The organism is Propioniciclava soli (assembly GCF_038502305.1).
Classification (GTDB): domain Bacteria; phylum Actinomycetota; class Actinomycetes; order Propionibacteriales; family Propionibacteriaceae; genus Propioniciclava; species Propioniciclava soli.
In genome coordinates this window covers 3,588,947-3,606,033 of record NZ_CP115965.1, presented here as the reverse complement: position 1 = coordinate 3,606,033, position 17,087 = coordinate 3,588,947, and the positions used below count along the sequence as shown (strand labels likewise).

The window sequence follows — 17,087 nt, the reverse complement described above, 5'->3', positions numbered from 1 at the left end:
ATCGCCCCCGAAAGTCCCCCACGGGGGTGACATGCCCACTCCGCTACCGTGGACCCGTGAACCAGCCAGCCGTCGTCGTGTGCGCCCACGGCACCGACGACCCCGACGGCCGCGCGACGGTGCTCGGCATCGCCGCCGCGGTGGCGGCGCGACTGCCCGGCGTCGTGGTGCGGGACGCCTACGTCGACGTCCAGAGCCCCACCTTGGGCGAGGTGGTGGACGAGCTCGTCGTGGCAGGCCTGTCCGTCGTCGTGGTGCCCGTGCTGCTCACCCTCGGGTTCCACACCGAGGTCGACGTGGCGCGGGCGGTGGGCCGCCACCCCGGGCGCGTCGTCTCGACCGGCCCGCTCGGCCCGCACGAGGCCCTCGTGGACGCGCTGCTCGGCCGGCTCGCGGAGGCGTCCGTCGCGCCCGGCACGCCGCTGGTGGTCGCGGTCGCCGGCTCGTCGCGTCCCGCGGCCATCAGGGTCGGGCACGGGGTGGGGGACGCGGTGGCCGCTCGGTGGGACGGCCCGGTCACGGTCGGCTTCCTCTCGGCGGCCTCCCCGACCGTGCCGGACGCCGTCGCGGCGGCCCGGGCGCAGACCGACGGGCCGGTGGCGGCGGCGTCCTATCTGGTGGGTCGGGGGTTCTTCCAGCGCAAGCTCGAGCGCGCGGGTGCGGACGCGGTCAGCGCACCGCTCGGCGTCCACCCGCGGCTGATCGACGTGGTGGTGGAGCGCTACCGGGCCGGAGCGTCCGAGCTGGTTGCGGACGGCCTCACGCCGCGGCCGGACGCCTGACCCCCGAGTCCTCGGGCGGGCGCGGGCGCGGATCCACGTGGAGGCGCGTCGGCAGCGTGGCCCACACCTGCCAGCTCTGACCCACCGGTCCCGCGGTGAGGGTGCCGCCGGTGAGCCGAACCCGCTCGTCCAGGCCCAGAAGGCCGAACCCGGTGGAGTGGTCGGAGCGCAAGGGCGCCGCGGGCAGGGCGTTGGTGATCGTGAGTTCCAGGTGGGCGTCGTCGCGGGTCGCGCGGAGCGAGCAGGACGCCCCGGCGGCGGAGTAGCGCAGGATGTTGGTCGCGGCCTCACGGATGATCCGGGTGAGGGTCTTCTGGGTGCTCGGATCGGTCAGATCGACCGCCGGATCGACGTCCACGCTCACCTGGCGGCCGGCGTCGCGCAGCGTGGCGGCCGCGGCGTGCGCGGCCCGGGTGGGGGAGAGCCACGCCGCATCGGCATCCGCGGGCGCGGCGTCCGCCGAGGCCGGTTCGGCGCGCATGACGTGCAGCAGCAGGGCCAGGTCGGCCTGGGCGGAGCGGTTGATGGTGGCGACACGCTCGAGGGTGTTCCGCACGGCGGACGGATCGCTTTCGCGGGCGTGGGCGCCGACCTGCATGGTGATCAGCGAGAGCTGGTGCGCGACGATGTCGTGCAATTCACCGGCCAGCTCCGTGCGGACGCTGTCCCGGGCCTCGTCGTGGCGCAGGGTCTCATCGCGGAGCTGGCCCAGCTGGTGCGTGCGGAGGCGGAGGAAGTACTGCACGACGAGGCCGATGATCACGCCCAGCCCGGGATCGACCAGGGAGAGGGTCATGAGGCGCGGGTCGACCCCGCCGAACCAGGCCGCGGTGTAGAGCAGCCAGCCGCCCGCCATCGCCCACCCCCACCGGGTGTCGCGGATCACGGCCAGCGCGGTCAACACCACCAGGGATGCCTGCGCCGGTTGGCCGGCCAGCACGTCCGCGCGCGCCCAGAGGAGCGAGAGCACAAGGACGGCGACCTGCACGCCGATGCCGAGCCACCAGCGCCACACCGACGCGGTGGTGCCGAGCAGCACCAGCGCCCACAGGGCGGTGGTGTGCCACGGATCATCCTGCTGGTGAAGCGTGATGGCCTCGGCGGCAACCAGGACCGTCGCCGCGGTGAGGGGCAGTAGGGCGCCCCACTGGAGCACCTCGTCGAGCTTCCGGCGCCGCAACAGGTGGCGCAGTGAGTCACGGGGGGCGGCGGACGCTGCCGCGGGCCGGGTCGGCAGGGTCACGCGGAGGCGCCAGAGGCCCCCGCCGGTGGTCAGGTCCATGGCGCCACCCGTCGCCTCCACGCGCTGCTGGACCGAGCGCAGCGGGGTGGTGAGCGGGGCCGGTTCGTCGAGGCTCGGGTGGGAGATCTCGAGGACCGCGGCGTCCGGGGTGTGGGCGAGGCGCAGGGTGCACTCCACGCCGGCCGGTGCGTGGGACGCCACGAGCGGGACGGCGGCGCGGAGGGCGTTGGCGAGGAGGTCGCTGCTGAAGTCGCCGGCGCCCTCGGGCGGACGCGCGATCTCCAGGGCGACCGGGTGACCATGCCCGACCAAGAGGTCCTCGGCCTCCTCGGCCACCATCACCAGATCGGTCGGTTCACCTCCGCCGTCCGCCGGGTCGTAGGAGGGACGCCCCCGCAGGGTGGACACGAGCCCCCGGAGTTGGGCCAGCGCCTCACGGGAGGACGCCTCGATGCCGGCGAGGGCACCGCGCATCCCGGCGGCGTCCGCCGCGGCGAGGCTCCGGCCCAGCACGCGCTGTTGGTCGGCGAGCTCGTCGGTCAGGAGCGTCGAGAGTTCGTCGGCCAGCGCTGCCCGTTCGTCGCGGGCGATCCGCTCGGTCTCACGCTGCAGCCGCGCGATGTCGTCTCGGACGCGGTGGCTCCGGGCGAGGAGGGCACGGGTGACCAGACCCGCGGCCGCGACCCCCAGCACGAGGGCGATGCTGAAGCCGAGGGCAGGTGAGTGGGTGCGCAGGCCGACCGCCACTGTGTGCGCGAGGTAAACCGTGAGCGTCAAGAGAACCGCCCGTCGGGAACCGACCGCGGTCATGACGAGGATGCCGACCAGCAGGGGGAGGACGTCCTGGCCCAGAATCACCACGAACGTGGAGGCCAGGGGGATGGCGGACAGGAGCACGCCGAGCTTGGGTCGGAACACCGTGGTCACCACGGCGAGGGTTGAGGAGAGCGCGATGGGGACGGCCACCGGGGCGCCGACGCCCGAGGCCGCATGCGTCGAGAGGGTGGAGGTCAGGTCGACGAAGGCCGTCGCGATCAGCACCCAGCGCATCGCCCGCAGCGGTCGCGGCAGGGCGGCACGCGCGCGGCGGGGCGCGGCGTCCGTCCGGTCGATCCCCGCGTCGCTCCGATCGCGAGGGTGCAGGTCAGGCTGACGAGAGGGCGAATTCCACATCTGTGTGCATCCTGTGGGTGGCGATTCCATTCTCAGCGTAGACGACCCCCGAGCGGGGAACCGGGGCGTCCCACGCGGGGGCCGCGTGGGCGTGGGTGCGGTCATTCGTGGGGAATGGTCGCCGCGACGATCCACTCCTCGCCGACGGGTCCGGCGCTGAAGGTCCCGCCCGTGAGGCTGATCCGCTCGCGGACGCCGCGCAGCCCCCAGCCCCACGCCGGGTCGGCGGGGGCGTCCGCAGCGCGCGGGTTGCGGCCGTGGAACGAGACCTGGTGGTCACTGACCTGCACCTCGATCGTGCACCGCGATCCGGGCAGGGCGTGGCGCTGCTGGTTGCGGACCGTCTCGTTGATCAGCCGGGCCAGCGTCCGCTGGACGGTCATGTCGAGCCCGTCCGCTGCGGCCGGCACGCGCACGGCCGGCTCGAACCCCGCCCGGATGAGCAGCAGCTGACCGTCGGCACCCGCCTGGGTGGGCGACTCGCGTTCGGCCAGCTCGCGGATCTCGGTGCCGGACGCGCCCGTGGCCGGGTCGTCGCGGAGCACCCGGACGAGGAGGCGGAGCTCGCTCAGCGCGGCCGCGTTGGACCGCTCCACCGCGGTCAGGGCCCGGCGCAGCACTGCTGGTTCGCCGCTGCCGTGGGCCGCCATCAGGTGCAGGGAGGCGGTGGAGAGGTGGTGGACGACCACGTCGTGCAGGTCCGCCGAGAGGGCGCGACGTTCATCGGCCCGGATGCGGGCGTTCTCGGTGGCCATCCGGAAGGCTGAGCGTTCCGTCCGCTCCCCGCGTTCGCGGACGACGTGTCCCACCCATCCGGCCACCAGCCCGACCGCCAGGCTGAGACCGAGCACGAGCAGGGTGAAGAGGCGCGGCTCCGCGCCGGGAACCACGGCGACACGCAGGGCCACGTAGCCGGCGAGGCCGGCGCTCACCAGCAGCGCCGGTCGCCGCGCGAGCTGGAGGACGGCCAGCGCGGTCACCACGGTGAGGAGCACTGCGTCCATGCTGGTCGAGGGCCAGAACAGCGCGGTGGCCAGGGGGGCGGCCGCCAGCGCCAGCCCCAACCGGGGCCGCCACAGAGCGCAGATGATCGCGACGTAGGCCGTCACGTCCATGGTGGTGACGAGCGCTCGGGTCTCGAACTCGGTGGGTGAGGTGACGCTGAGCCGGACCAGGTCGATGAGCAGGAACAGGATGACCGCCGCCAGCAGGACGCGGACGAGGTCGGTGGTCGCGAGACTGCGCAGGCGCCGAACGAGCGCGAAGGCCGTCGCCTCGGAGGTGTTCATCGAGAGGGCGCTCATGGGGCGCGTCACCGGGGGCAGGTCGGGAACCACGGGATCCAGAGGCAGGAGTCGGGCTGATCCCCGCCGACGGACGGCACGACGGGCCCCAGGGCCACCAGCGGCCAGATCATGAGCGTGGAGAGGAACTTCTTCATCGGGGTGCCTTTCACGAGGGTGTGGTCACGGTGGGTGGCCTCCGCCAGCCTCCGCTTCGAGGGCGGGCGGGCACCATTCACCAATGGACACATTGGTCGTCACGACTCGTCCGGCGCGGCCGTCTCACCGGACACGCCGGGGTGCTGGCCGGAAGTGAACTGTCAGGCGGCCAGCACGCTGCCGTTGGATGGGGGCCATGAGTACCGCACCCAGCACCCGAGCGGTCCGGGTCCTCGTCGCCGACGACGACGCCCTGGTCCGCGAAGCGTACCGGTCGTTCTTCAGGACGACCCCGACCTACACCCTCGTCGGTGAGGCTCGCAACGGCAACGAGGCCCACGACACCTACGCCACCCTGCTCCCCGACGTCGTCCTCATGGACCTGCAGATGCCGACCTGTTCCGGCATTGAGGCCACCTCGCGCATCTGTGCCCGCTGGAGCAACGCCTGCGTGGTGGCCCTCACCACGTTCGGCACCCGCGAGTACATCGTCGCGGCGCTGCGGGCGGGGGCGTCCGGCTACCTCTTGAAGGACACCGGCGCGCACAACCTCGTGGCCGGCATCGAACAGGCGATGCGTGGGGACATGCCGATGTCGGCGTCCGTGCGACGGCAGCTCGTGGACTCCGTCACCTCGGACAACCCGGTGGGCCGCCAGCCCGTCGACATCGGCCTCACCCCGCGGGAGACCGAGTTGCTGGGATGGCTGACCCAGGGGCTGACCAATGTCCAGATCGGCCGGCAGATGTACGTCTCGGAGGGGTCGGTGAAGCAGTACCTGGCCCACGTCGGCGACAAGATGGGCGTCAAGTCCCGCACCCAGATCCTCGTCCGGGCCATCCAGCTCAACATCGTCGATCCTCATTCCCTGCCCGCCGTCAGCGAGCACATGGCTGCCCGCTGAGGTGCGGCCCCGGGCGTGCCGATCGGGCAGGTGCGGGTAACCAACGGGCAGCCTTCACTGCAATTGATTGACCCCTCCTGACCGGGGCAGTTGACTGGCGGCAGGAACACACACATGCCGCGTGTGAAGGTCACACCGGACATTACGAGGAGGTGAGTTCCATGGCCGAGATCATCGACATGCAGAACAACGATCCCGACGTCCCCGACGAGGAGAAGGACTCCTACGTCTCCTACTTCGCCTGCCGCAATTCCCACCAGAGCCAAGCCCTGTGCTGGCGCTACTGAATCCGTCACCCCGAGGAGGCACACCGTGAGCGACGTGCTCAGGCTTCAGAATCGCTCCGACGACACCCCGGCGGTTCCGTCGGAGGAAAAGGTGTCGATGGTCAGCGTCTTCCAGTGCTACAACAGCGCCGTCAGCGTCGTGATGTGCCAGGCGTTCGGGCGGCTTTGACCCATCGCGCCACGGACGCATCAGGGAGCCCGTGCCGGTCGGCGCCTATCCGACCGGAGCGAACTCCCTGAACCCCCACCATCGTGCCACCCCGGTGGCCGAAAGTACATCCCCTTTTCACCCCCGCCGGGGGTGAGCCCACCACAGAAAGGTGATCGCTGATGCCTTCGCACGTCTCCAGCGCCGAGCGCATCGGCGACCTCCTGACCGACCCGCCGACCCACCCGCTGCGGCGGCTCCTGCTCATTCTGCGCTCCGACCCCCGCGCCATGGTGGTCGCGTTCCTGGGCACGGTGGTCGCCTCGCTCGCGTCCCTCGTCCAGCCCGCCCTCACCGGCTCCCTCGTCGGGGCGCTGCAGTCCCTGGACATGCCGCAGCTGATCACCATGGGGAGTCTGCTGGTCGGGGCCGCGCTGTTCGCGTCCCTCGTGACCGCCGGCGTCAACCTCGTGGTCGCCTATGCGGGCAACCGGCTGGTGCGCACCTTCCGCGACCAGTCGGCGGCCATCGCGTTGCGCGTCCCGGCCGAAAAACTCGTCGAGCATCCCACGGCCGATCTCGTGGCCCGGTGCTCGATCGATTCGGACAAGATGGGCGAGGTCTTCACCCGCGGGCCGATCCAGGCGCTCGGCAGCATGGTGCTCGTCGTCGGCTCGCTCGTGCAGATGGTGGTGCTCGACCCGATTCTCACCGTCTCCGCGGTCGGGCTGTGCGTGCTGGCCCTGGTCGTCATCATCGTCTCCTCCAGCCGCCTGACCGGCGTGGCGTTCGAGCGCCAGGAGGCGCAGGGCGCCTACGTCGCCGAGATGACGCGGGCCCTGGACTCGGTGCTGACCATCCGGGCGTTCGTCGCGAACGCGTTCGCCATCGGACGCCTCTCCGGCACCTCGCAGCGGCTGCAGGACGCGTCCAACAAGTCGGCCCGGGCCCAGGCATTCATGGAGCCGATGGTGTCCGCCCTCGTGCAGGGCACCATGCTCGTCATCATCCTCATCGCGTTCGCGCGGGTGCAGACCGGCGCCCTGGCGGTGGATTCCCTGGTCGCGTTCTTCATGTACACGATGCTGTTGATCGGCCCCATCGCCGGGTCGACGGACACGGTCATGCTGATGGCCGAGACCCTCGGGGCCCTCAAGCGGCTCGTCGAGTTGAAGGCCGTCACGGAACGACTGCCGCGCGACACGCAGCTCATCCGCGCCGAGCTCGACGCGATGTCGCTCGAGGAGTACGGAAACCGGCCCCGCGCGAACCCCGACGTCATCGAGGGCGACATCAGCTTCCGCAACGTCTCGGTGCGGTACGCCACGGGCGGCTCCACCGACCGCGAACACGCGATCGCGGACGTCTCCTTCGACGTGCGGGCCGGCTCGTGGGTGGTGCTCACCGGCACGTCCGGCTCGGGCAAGTCGACGATCCTCTCGCTCATGGAGCGGTTCCTGGTGCCGAGCCAGGGGTTGATCCTGGTGGACGGCGTCCCCATCGAGGATCGCGACGAGGACGTCTACCGCAGCCAGATCGGTTACATCGAACAGGCCTGCCCGTTGTTCGCCGGCACCGTGCGCGACAACCTCCTGCTGGGGCGCACCGACATCTCCGATGAGGCCTGCTGGGAGATGGTCGACCACGTCGGGCTGCTGGGCACGATCCGGGACCGCGACGAGGGTCTGGACGCCCCCGTCGGCGAGTCGGCCTACGCCTTCTCGGGGGGCGAGCGGCAGCGCCTCGCCATCGCGCGCACGCTGCTCCGCTCGCCGCGGATGCTTCTGCTGGACGAGATCACCTCCGGTCTCGACGTGCTCAACCGGATGCAGATCATGGAGCTGATCCGCACCACGATGGGCGACATCACGGTGCTCGCCGCCGGCCACGGCCGGTTCGGCACCGACTGGGCCGACCAGGTGCTCGTCATGGACCGGGGCCGGCTCGTCGAGAACGGCCATCCCACCGAGGTGGCGGCGCGATCGTCGCTGTTCCGTTCCCTCATCGCCCAGTGACCCCGTCGCCCCGTAGAGGAGATCCCGTGCTCGACCTGCCCGACCTGTCCTGGGTCGACGACCTCGACGCCGAGCAGCTGCTCGCCGCGTTGGCCACCCACGGTTGCGAGGTCGACGGGGATCCCAGCCATGCGACCCCGGGCGGTGCCGAGTCCGATGGGCCCAGCTACCAGCTCATCCCCCTGGGCGACGCCTGGCTGCGCCTCGAACCCGACAGCGGTGGTCGGCTGTGGGGGGCCATGATTCCGGACGCCCGCCACCCCGATGTCACCAACGGTGAGCCGCCGATGCGCTTCGACGACGACGCGGAGGATCTGTTGGGCTGGATGATGGCCCGCGCCGACATCGACGGGTCGGGGCAGCGGTGGGTGACCGTCATGCGGCGTCCGGAACGGGAGGCCTACGTCGCGCTGTTGTACGACGCGGGCGCGATCCGTCCCGTGCGCCAGCTGCTGGTGAGGGGGGTCTACCCCGACATCAGCCTCATCGACGACGGCCATCACCTGGCGTTCGTGGAGCCCGACCGGGAGGTCACCGGCGGGCAGCGGGCGATCGTGGCTCGGGCCGACCCCGACCTCTTCGAGGAGTCGCGGCAGGTGATCGCCTACTCGGCCACCGGGGGCATCGGCATCAAGCCCTGCTCGGTGCGACGCTTCTTCAAGATGAGTCACGGCATCCGCTCGGAGCGGGTGTGGGACGTGGTGGACGTGCGCCAGGACCCCCCGCAACCCATCGCCGTCCCGGGCGCACCGAAGGACCCGAGCCTGTTCGACATGGCGTTGCTGGACGGCCTCCCCGTCCTCGTCCAGCTCTACAACGGTGACGGTTCCTGGACCCTGATGGCCAGCCTGCTCGACGACGGCCAGGTCATGCGGTCCTGGGCGTGCGCGTCCGGCGTGGGTGCGGCCCGCGAGATCACCTCGGGGGTGGGGTACGCCGTCGTCCGGGTGAGCCGCGACGGCGAGGAGTCCCTGCACCGCGTCGACATCGACGGCTTCTCCACGGGCCGCTCCCCCCTGCTGGTCGCACCCGGGCTGCTCGACCTGCGCTACAACCAGGTGACACCGTCCATCGGCTTCGCGGCGACCGAGATGAGCGGCGGCATCCCGCCCTTCGTCTGGTACTTCAACCGCGCCGGGGAGTGCCGCAACGACCCGGCCGACATCGCCCAGCGGGCCGCCGGGCTCGCCCGCGCCCGCCGGGAGCGCGTCACGTCCGACGACGGGTACGCCTTCGATCTCGACCTCCGGTGGCCGGCCTCGGCGGGGGACCGCTTCGTGGGCCCGGTGGTCGTCATGCTGTACGGCGCCTACGGGCTCGATCTCGACCTGGATTCCGACCCCGACCTCAAGCAGTGGCTTGACCGGGGCTTCGCCGTGGCCACCCCCCACGTGCGGGGCGGGGGTCCGGAGCTGCGCCACCTCGCCGGCACGCGGGCGAAGCGCGGCCGCTCCCTGATGGACGCCGCCGCCGCGATCCGCCACCTGCGCGCCGGCGTGGGCGTCGTCGAGGCCACGGACATCGTGACGCTCGGGGCGTCCGCCGGGGGGTTCCTCTCCGCGACGATGGTGAACGTGTGCCCCGGTGAGGTGGACGTGTGCGTGGTCGTGAACGGGTTCGTCGACCCGCTGACCAGCCTGGTGCGACGCGACACCTTGACCTCGGCCAGCGACGAGGACGAATGGGGTGACCCGACCAACCCGAACGACGTGGCGGTGCTGCACGCGATCTCCCCGGTGGAGAACCTGACGCCGTCGGCGGCCGAAGCGCTCGTGGTGGTGGCCGGCTGCGACGTGCGGGTCAACCCCCGCCAGGGCCTGAAGTGGGCGCTCGGCTACCGGGCCCTGGGGGGCTCGGTCGAGCTCTGGTACGACCCGAACGGCGCCCACGACTGCTGGGGCGCCGGCATGCCGCGCACGGCGTTGGTCGACTGGGTCAGCGCCGCGGTCGCGCGCCGACGGGCCAAGGTGGCAGCCTGAGCCGCGCGTCGGCCCGGCCCACCGGTCCGCCCCCACGTCACGTGGCGCACTGCCGCCTCACGTGGCGAGGCTTGAACCCACCTGGCGCACCCCAGCTCACGTGGCGGCCCGTGCGCGGCCCGCCACGTGGGTCCCACTGCGCCACGTGGGGTTGGGGCCCGCCACGTGAGGCGGAAGTGCGCCACGTGGGGTCATCCCGGGGGTGGCTCGGGGGCGGGAGTGCTCACCGGCCGAACGGCTGGTGGGCGTCGTCGCAGGTCGTGCCGGGGGCCGGCAGGACGCCGTCGAGGAGGTAGGCGTCCACGTGCGCGGTGGCGCAGGGAGAGATGCCGTAGGCGGTGTGGCCCCAGTTGGTGCTCGTCAACAGCCGGCTGCGGGGGAGCAGCCGGGCGGTCGAACGGGCCGCCTCGTAGCTGGTGGCCGGGTCGTACAGGTTGCCGACGACCAGCAGCGGGTGGGCCGTCACGGTGTTGAACGGGCCGGCGTAGGCGTCCTCGTCGTGGGCACCCCACAGCTGACCGGCGCAGTAGACGGAGTTCCAGAGCCAGTACCGGCCGACGTGGGGGGCACGGGTGTCCTCAGTGTTGGCCAGGGCGTCCCAGGCCGCGGGACTGCGCGGGTTGCGGCTGTCGGTGCACATGATCGCCGGAACCTGCTCGAGGGTGTTCTCGTAGCCGGCCGCCCGGCGGAGCGAGGCCGCGGCCGTCCGGGAGTAGCGCCGGGAGAGGTCGACGCGGGCGTCCCGGGTGAGGTCGCTGGACTGCAGCTCGTCGAGCATCGCTGCCAGGGCGGGCACGGATTCGGCGCCGACGTCGGAGTACAACGAGAAGATCACCGTGGTGATGAACATCTGGTAGGTCACGTCGTAGGCGCCCTCAGGGTCGGCCACGGTCACGGGCCCCGCCAGCAGCCGTTGCGCCACGCGGTCGAAGGTCGCCTGCGGATCGGGGACGCCGCAGGCCTCGGACGCCGCGCAGCGCCGCAGCACTTCGGTGAGGGCCTTGCTTGTGGCTGTTGCCGAGTCCATCCGGACGCTCATCGGCGTCTGCGCGGTGGCGTCGGTGCCGACCCAGGCGGTCGGGTCGACGACGCCGTCGAGGGCGATGGCCCTTACCCGGTCGGGGAACAGGTTGGCGTACACCTGCCCGAGGTACGTGCCATAGGAGAAGCCGAGGTAGGTGAGCTGCTCGTCACCCACGGCGCGCCGTAGCACGTCCATGTCGCGGGCCACCTGGGCCGTCGAGATGGCCGAGGCCACTTCCTTACCGAAGCCGGCGCAGCTCTTCGCGAGCCTGCGGGCGGCATGGACGAAGCTCTTCTCCTCGGCCTCGGTGACGGGGAACGACATGCCGACCAGCGTGCCGGTCACCCGGTCGAGCCTCGCCACCGTGGGGAAGCACTGGGTGTTCGTGCTGCCGTTGGTGCCGCGGGGATCCATGCCGATGAGGTCGAACCGGTCGAGCACCTCCTCACCCAGCCACTCCGTGGCCCGCAGCGGAAACGCAGCACCCGACGCCCCCGGCCCGCCGGGGTTGAGGAACAGGCTGCCGAGGCGGCGGCTCTGGTCGCGGGCGGGGATCCGCGTCACGGCGATGTCGACGCTCGCGCCCCCGGGCTCGTCGTAGTCGAGCGGCAGCCGGACCGTGGCGCACTCGCCGAGCTCGCACGGCTCCCACGCCAGGGTGGGGGTGGGGACGGTGTCGACGCGGGCGCGTTCGCGCGCGGAGGTGGTGGGGGCGGCGTCCGCCGCCAGGGGTGGCACGGTCACCGTCGCCAGGCAGGTGAGCGCCAGCAGGGCGGACGCGAGCGTGCGGCGTCCGCGGGGGGTGCGAGGGCTGCGGGGGCGGGCGCGTCGGGCGCGAGGGAGCGGGGTCATGGCGGGTCCTCCGGGTCGTGGGGCGGTCACCTCCACTCCACGCCCCGCGCCGACGCCCACGCCATGGGCTTTCGGGCAGAGTCGTCGCCCGCTCACGGGGGGTGGCCGCGTGGTGTGAAGCGGCGGTGACACAGGCGTTACCGGCGGCGTCATTGCCTGCAATGCGCGCTGTCTACCGTCAGGGCAGGAGCAGCGTCGCTCACGGCCCCCGACCCGAAGGAGCGACCATGACCAGCACCGCGTCGCGCTCGACCGCCACCACGACCCTCGACCACGGCCTGCGGCGCAACCCCGGCCGGTGGATCGATGGCTGGGATCCCGAGAACCGCGACCAGTGGGAGGGCGTGGGCCGCCCCATGGCGCGCCGCAACCTGTACTGGTCGATCTTCGCCGAATTCCTCGGCTTCGCCGTCTGGGCGCTGTGGAGCATCGTCGTGCCCCGCCTCAACACGGTCGGCTTCGACCTGAGCGTGGACCAGATGTTCTGGCTCGTCAGCACGCCGGCCCTGGTGGGAGCCACCCTCCGCATTCCCTACACCTTCGCGGTGCCGACGTTCGGTGGCCGCACGTGGACGATGGTCTCCGCGCTGCTCCTGCTGATCCCGACCGGGGCGCTCGCCTGGGCCGTCCACCACCCCGAGCTGCCGTTCGGCGCCCTCGTCGCGATCGCGGCGCTCGCCGGGTTCGGCGGCGGCAACTTCGCCTCCTCGATGGCGAACATCTCCTTCTTCTTTCCGGCCCGGGAGAAGGGCGCCGCGCTCGGCCTCAACGCCGCGGGCGGGAACATCGGCACCGCGGCCGTCCAGTTCGCGGTGCCGATCGTCGTCGTGATCGGCGGCGGCATGGCGCTCGACCGGGCGGGCCTCATGTTCATCCCGCTCGCGTTGCTCGCCGCCTTCGGCGCCTGGAAGTACATGGACAACCTGTCCCACGCCAAGGCCGACCCCCGCGCCTACGCGGCCGCGCTGAAGCACCCCCACACGTGGATCATCGCGTTCATCTACATCGGCACCTTCGGCAGCTTCATCGGGTACTCCGGCTCCTTCCCGACGCTGCTCGTCAACCTGTTCCCGCAGGTGACGCTCTCACTCGCCTTCCTGGGTGCGCTGGTCGGCTCGGTCACCCGGCCGCTGGGCGGCTCGCTCTCGGACCGGTGGGGCGGCGGCATCGTCACCGTCATCTCCTTCGGCGCCATGGCCCTGGGCGCGGTGGGCGCGATCTTCGGTTTGCAGCAGCAGTCGTTCGTGCTGTTCTTCTGCTCCTTCCTGTGGCTGTTCGTGTTCACCGGCATCGGCAACGGCTCGATCTACCGGATGATCCCGGCCGTCTTCGCGGGCACGGCCGGCACGCAGACCGACGCCCTGCTGCACGCCAGCCGGTCCGCGGCGGGTTGCATCGGCATCGCGGGGGCCATCGGGGCGTTCGGCGGCTTCCTCATCCCCCGCGGGTTCGCGATGTCGACGACCGCCACCGGCGGCATCCAGGCCGCGCTGTGGGTGCTGATCGGCGCGTACGTGCTGATGGGCGTCCTCACCTGGGCGGTCTACCTGCGCCCGGGTTCGAAGCTCGCCGCCCTCAAGGTCTGATGGCGGACGCCGCCCCATGGTCGCCACCCACTGCCCCTACTGCGCGCTGCAGTGCGCGATGGACGTCGCGCCCACCCCGGACGGGCCGACCGTCACGCCGCTGGAGTTCCCCACCAACCGCGGCCGGTTGTGCCAGAAGGGCTGGACGGCGGCCGACGTCCTCACCGCGTCCGGCCGGCTCACCGCGCCGATGGTGCGGGGGGCGGACGGCACCCTCGCCCCGGTGTCGTGGGAGGAGGCGCTCGACCGGGTCGCGGGTGAATTGCGGCGCCTGCGTGCCGCGCACGGCCCGGAGTCGGTGGCCGTGTTCGGCGGCGGCGGGCTCACCAACGAGAAGGCCTACCAGCTCGGCAAGTTCGCCCGCGTGGCGCTGGCCACGCCCAACATCGACTACAACGGCCGCTTCTGCATGGCCTCGGCCGCGGCGGGCGGACGCCGCGCGTTCGGCCTCGACCGGGGCCTGCCCTTCCCCCTCACCGACCTCGACGGGGCCGAGGCGATCCTGCTCGTCGGCTCCAACCCCGCCGAGACGATGCCACCCTTCGTCACCCACCTGGCCGGCGCCCGCGAGGCCGGTGGGCTGGTCATCATCGATCCCCGGCGGACGCCGACGGCCGACCTGACCCAGGACGGCGGCGGCCTGCACCTCGCCCCGCTGCCCGGCACGGACCTCGTCCTACTGCTCGGCATCACGCAGATCCTGTGGGCCGAGGGGCTTGTGGACCGCGGCTACCTCGCCGAGCGGGCCAGCGGGGTGGACGCCCTGCGCGCCAGCCTGGCCGCCTGGTGGCCCGAGCGGGTGGAGCGCGTCACCGGCGTCCCCGTGGTGCAGCAGCGGGCGGCCGCGCGGTTGCTCGCGGCGGCCAGCCCGGCCCGGGGTGGGCGCGGCGGGTACGTGCTCACCGGGCGCGGGGCCGAGCAGCACGCCCACGGGACGGACACGGTGACCGCGGCGGTCAACCTCGCCCTGTGCCTCGGCCTGCCGGGGCGGGAGGGTTCCGGCTACGGCTGCCTGACCGGCCAGGGCAACGGGCAGGGCGGGCGCGAGCACGGCCTGAAGGCCGACCAGCTGCCCGGTTACCGCTCGATCACCGATCCGGACGCCCGCGCCCACGTCGCCCGCGTGTGGGGCGTGGACGCGGATTCGCTGCCCGGGGCGGGGCCGCCCGCGGTGGCGATGCTCGCGTCGCTGGCGACACCGGGCGGGCCGCGGGCGTTGCTGGTTCACGGCGCCAACCCCGTCGTCAGCGCGCCGGACGTGGGGCCGCTGACCGAGCGGTTGCGTGCCCTGGAGCTCCTGGTGGTGTGCGACTTCGTGTTGTCGGAGACGGCCGCGCTGGCCGACGTGGTGTTGCCGGTGGCGCAGTGGGCCGAGGAGACCGGCACGATGACCAATCTGGAGGGCCGTCTACTGCTGCGCGACGAGGCGGTGCCGCCGCCCGAGGGCGTCCGGACCGAACTGTGGGTCTGGCGCGAGCTGGCCCGACGGCTGGACGCGCCGATCGACTTCTCGGAGGACGCCGCCGAGGTCTTCGCCGAGCTGGCCCGGGCGAGCTCGGGCGGCGTGGCCCACTACACCGGCTTCTCCCACGAACGCCTGCGCGCCGGTGAGGCCCTGTACTGGCCCTGCCCCGAGCCCGGCCACCCGGGGACGCCGCGGACCTTCCTCGACCGCTTCGCCACCCCCGACGGCCGCGCCGTGCTGCATCCGGTCGACGAGACCCCGCCCGACGACCTGCTGGACGCCGAGTACCCCCTGTATCTCGTGACCGGCCGCGTCCTGCAGCACTACCAATCCGGGGCGCAGACGCGGCGGGTGGCCGCCCTGAACTCCGTCGAACCCGAGAGCTACGTCGAGCTGCACCCGCTGCTGGCCCAGCGGCTCGGCGTCGAGGCGGGCGAGCGCGTGGGCGTCCACTCGCGGCGCGGGTCGTGCGAGGCGGTGGCCCGGCTCACCGAGGGCATCCGGCTCGACACGGTGTTCATGCCGTTCCACTACCCCGGACGCGGCGCGGTCAACCGGGTGACGAACCCGGCCGTCGATCCGATCTCCGGCATGCCGGAGCTGAAGGTCGCGACCGTCCGGCTGGAACGGCTCGTGGACGCGCCGCATTCGTTCGCACCCGCACCGGGAGACGCCGCATGAGCCACCGCATCGTCGTCGTCGGCCACGGGATGGTCGCGCACCGCTTCGTCGCGGAGCTCCTCGCCCACGGGCTGCCGGACGTGACGCTCACCGTGCTGGGTGATGAACCCGAGGCTGCCTACAACCGCATCCTGTTGCCCGACGTGCTCCCCGGGCACCTCGACCTGGCCGGCCTGACCCTGCCGGCGCACCCGGGCGTGGACGCGCGCGCCGGCGTCCGGGCCACCGCCATCGACCGGGGACGCCGCGTCGTCACGGACGACGCCGGGGGCGAACACCCCTTCGACACGCTCGTGCTCGCGACGGGGGCGGCCCCGGTGTTCCCGACGATCGAGGGGCTGCGGGATTCGGCGGGGCAACCGATGCCGGACGTCACGGCGCTGCGGAGCTGGGCGGACGCCCAGCACATCCGCGCGGCGGCGGCCGAGGGTGCGCGGGTGGTCGTGCTCGGGGGCGGGCTGCTGGGCATTGAGGCGGCGGTGGCGCTGCGGCGGGCGGGCTGCGCGGTGACGGTGATCCACCGGGGCGGGGCGCCGCTGGATCGGCAGTTCGACGCGCTCAGCGGCCGGGTGGTGGCCGCGAGCCTGGCCGACCACGGCGTCGCGGTGCTCACCGACTGCCGCATCGCCGGCATCGAGCGCCGCTGGAACCACGCGCTGAAGAGCATCCGGCTCACCGACGACCGGCGTATCGAGGCCGATCTCATCGTCGTCGCGATCGGCGTGGAGCCCCGCATCGAGCTGGCGGCGCGCGCCGAGCTGGCCGTGCGCCGCGGCGTCCTCGTGGACGACCTGTGCCGCACCGACGACCCCGACATCCACGCGATCGGCGACTGCGCCCAGACCGGCCGGGGCTGCCAGGGCCTCGTCGGCCCGGGCTGGGAGCAGGCGCGGGTCGTGGCGCACCACCTGGCCGAGAAGATCGGCGGGCGGGCGCGGCCCCGGCCGACGCTGGGGTTCGACGCCGGGGTGGTGCGGCTCAAGGCCGACGGGGTGGACGCCGTGACGATGGGCGCGTTCCCCGTCGATGAATTCGCCCTGGGGGCGCCCCGGGTGCTTGGCTTCGTCGATGCGGCCGGACGCCGCCGCGTCCGCATCGCCGTCGCCGACGGCGTACTGGTGGGGGCGACCTGCGTCGGCGACCCGCAGATCGCCGCCGACCTCACCGTGGCCTTCGACAGCCGGATGCCGGTGCCGGCCGATCCGGCCGCGCTGCTGGCCCGGCCGCTCGCCGGGGCCGCGCCGGCGGCGTCCGTGCTGGACCTGCCGGACGAGGCGGTCATCTGCCGCTGCAATGCGGTGCCCAAGCAGGCGATCGCCGCGGCGGTGGGCGGCGGGGCGGCGTCCGTGCCGGAGGTGGCCGAGGTCACGCGGGCCACCACCGGGTGCGGGAGCTGCACGAACGACGTGTGCCGGCTGGTGGAGGCGCTGGGGGCGGCACCGTCGGCCCCTGTGACCGAGAAGGAGGGCGCGTTCGCGGTGGCCTGACCGGGCGGGTCGGGCTGGG

General features: G+C 72.8%; 13 protein-coding genes. 9 read left to right on the top strand and 4 right to left on the bottom strand.

Features of this window, described 5'->3' with window-relative positions; translation table 11 throughout:
- Positions 1-56: 56 nt before the first annotated feature.
- Positions 57-782 carry a sirohydrochlorin chelatase gene (locus PCC79_RS16325; protein ID WP_342372475.1) on the top strand — a complete coding sequence of 242 codons (726 nt, stop codon included), beginning with the start codon at positions 57-59 and terminating at the stop codon, positions 780-782.
- Here the strand turns inward: PCC79_RS16325 and PCC79_RS16320 are convergent.
- From PCC79_RS16320 to PCC79_RS16310, 3 genes are all read right to left on the bottom strand, one after another.
- Positions 760-3,198 (bottom strand): sensor histidine kinase, encoded by a 2,439-nt coding sequence (locus PCC79_RS16320; RefSeq protein WP_342372473.1) that lies wholly within the window; start codon positions 3,196-3,198, stop codon positions 760-762. The genes PCC79_RS16325 and PCC79_RS16320 overlap by 23 nt on opposite strands.
- A 101-nt stretch (positions 3,199-3,299) precedes the next feature.
- Positions 3,300-4,502 carry a sensor histidine kinase gene (locus tag PCC79_RS16315; RefSeq protein WP_342372471.1) on the bottom strand — a complete coding sequence of 401 codons (1,203 nt, stop codon included), beginning with the start codon at positions 4,500-4,502 and terminating at the stop codon, positions 3,300-3,302.
- 8 nt (positions 4,503-4,510) lie between these two features.
- Entirely contained in the window at positions 4,511-4,639 is a 129-nt protein-coding gene (locus PCC79_RS16310; protein ID WP_342372470.1) for a hypothetical protein, read from the bottom strand.
- Between the two features lie 197 nt (positions 4,640-4,836).
- Between PCC79_RS16310 and PCC79_RS16305 the strand changes: the two genes are divergently transcribed.
- The 5 genes from PCC79_RS16305 to PCC79_RS16285 all read left to right on the top strand — a co-directional run bounded on the left by PCC79_RS16305 (position 4,837) and on the right by PCC79_RS16285 (position 9,973).
- The gene (locus PCC79_RS16305; RefSeq protein WP_232547028.1) at positions 4,837-5,544 is read left to right on the top strand and encodes a response regulator; all 708 of its coding nucleotides are present in this window, start codon (positions 4,837-4,839) and stop codon (positions 5,542-5,544) included.
- A gap of 161 nt (positions 5,545-5,705) precedes the next feature.
- Entirely contained in the window at positions 5,706-5,831 is a 126-nt protein-coding gene (locus PCC79_RS16300) for a hypothetical protein (protein WP_269778943.1), read from the top strand.
- Between the two features lie 25 nt (positions 5,832-5,856).
- Complete coding sequence (locus PCC79_RS16295; protein WP_232547029.1) at positions 5,857-6,000, top strand: hypothetical protein; 144 nt, start codon at positions 5,857-5,859, stop codon at positions 5,998-6,000.
- A gap of 161 nt (positions 6,001-6,161) precedes the next feature.
- Entirely contained in the window at positions 6,162-7,994 is a 1,833-nt protein-coding gene (locus PCC79_RS16290; RefSeq protein ID WP_342372469.1) for an ABC transporter ATP-binding protein, read from the top strand.
- A 26-nt stretch (positions 7,995-8,020) separates the two neighbouring features.
- Complete coding sequence (locus PCC79_RS16285; RefSeq protein WP_342372468.1) at positions 8,021-9,973, top strand: S9 family peptidase; 1,953 nt, start codon at positions 8,021-8,023, stop codon at positions 9,971-9,973.
- Between the two features lie 223 nt (positions 9,974-10,196).
- Here the strand turns inward: PCC79_RS16285 and PCC79_RS16280 are convergent, their stop codons facing one another.
- Complete coding sequence (locus PCC79_RS16280; RefSeq protein ID WP_342372467.1) at positions 10,197-11,849, bottom strand: alpha/beta hydrolase; 1,653 nt, start codon at positions 11,847-11,849, stop codon at positions 10,197-10,199.
- Between the two features lie 227 nt (positions 11,850-12,076).
- On the opposite strand from PCC79_RS16280, the gene PCC79_RS16275 reads away from it, so the two are divergent.
- The 3 genes from PCC79_RS16275 to PCC79_RS16265 are packed head-to-tail and all read left to right on the top strand — an operon-like array spanning position 12,077 to position 17,068.
- Positions 12,077-13,435 (top strand): MFS transporter, encoded by a 1,359-nt coding sequence (locus PCC79_RS16275; RefSeq protein WP_232547033.1) that lies wholly within the window; start codon positions 12,077-12,079, stop codon positions 13,433-13,435.
- A 16-nt stretch (positions 13,436-13,451) separates the two neighbouring features.
- Positions 13,452-15,581: a molybdopterin oxidoreductase family protein gene (locus PCC79_RS16270; protein ID WP_342372466.1), complete on the top strand. Its 2,130-nt coding sequence runs from the start codon at positions 13,452-13,454 to the stop codon at positions 15,579-15,581.
- Positions 15,578-17,068 carry an FAD-dependent oxidoreductase gene (locus tag PCC79_RS16265; protein ID WP_342372465.1) on the top strand — a complete coding sequence of 497 codons (1,491 nt, stop codon included), beginning with the start codon at positions 15,578-15,580 and terminating at the stop codon, positions 17,066-17,068. The genes PCC79_RS16270 and PCC79_RS16265 overlap by 4 nt, the downstream gene beginning before the upstream one ends.
- Positions 17,069-17,087: the final 19 nt, after the last annotated feature.

What these genes read in the sequence shown, in the direction of transcription:
- PCC79_RS16320 (WP_342372473.1), bottom strand. Translation starts at nt 3,198, where the DNA reads ATGTGGAATTCGCCCTCTCGTCAGCCTGACCTGCACCCTCGCGATCGG.
- PCC79_RS16315 (WP_342372471.1), bottom strand. Translation starts at nt 4,502, where the DNA reads ATGAGCGCCCTCTCGATGAACACCTCCGAGGCGACGGCCTTCGCGCTC.
- PCC79_RS16310 (WP_342372470.1), bottom strand. Translation starts at nt 4,639, where the DNA reads ATGAAGAAGTTCCTCTCCACGCTCATGATCTGGCCGCTGGTGGCCCTG.
- PCC79_RS16305 (WP_232547028.1), top strand. Translation starts at nt 4,837, where the DNA reads ATGAGTACCGCACCCAGCACCCGAGCGGTCCGGGTCCTCGTCGCCGAC.
- PCC79_RS16300 (WP_269778943.1), top strand. Translation starts at nt 5,706, where the DNA reads ATGGCCGAGATCATCGACATGCAGAACAACGATCCCGACGTCCCCGAC.
- PCC79_RS16290 (WP_342372469.1), top strand. Translation starts at nt 6,162, where the DNA reads ATGCCTTCGCACGTCTCCAGCGCCGAGCGCATCGGCGACCTCCTGACC.
- PCC79_RS16280 (WP_342372467.1), bottom strand. Translation starts at nt 11,849, where the DNA reads ATGACCCCGCTCCCTCGCGCCCGACGCGCCCGCCCCCGCAGCCCTCGC.
- PCC79_RS16275 (WP_232547033.1), top strand. Translation starts at nt 12,077, where the DNA reads ATGACCAGCACCGCGTCGCGCTCGACCGCCACCACGACCCTCGACCAC.
- PCC79_RS16270 (WP_342372466.1), top strand. Translation starts at nt 13,452, where the DNA reads ATGGTCGCCACCCACTGCCCCTACTGCGCGCTGCAGTGCGCGATGGAC.
- PCC79_RS16265 (WP_342372465.1), top strand. Translation starts at nt 15,578, where the DNA reads ATGAGCCACCGCATCGTCGTCGTCGGCCACGGGATGGTCGCGCACCGC.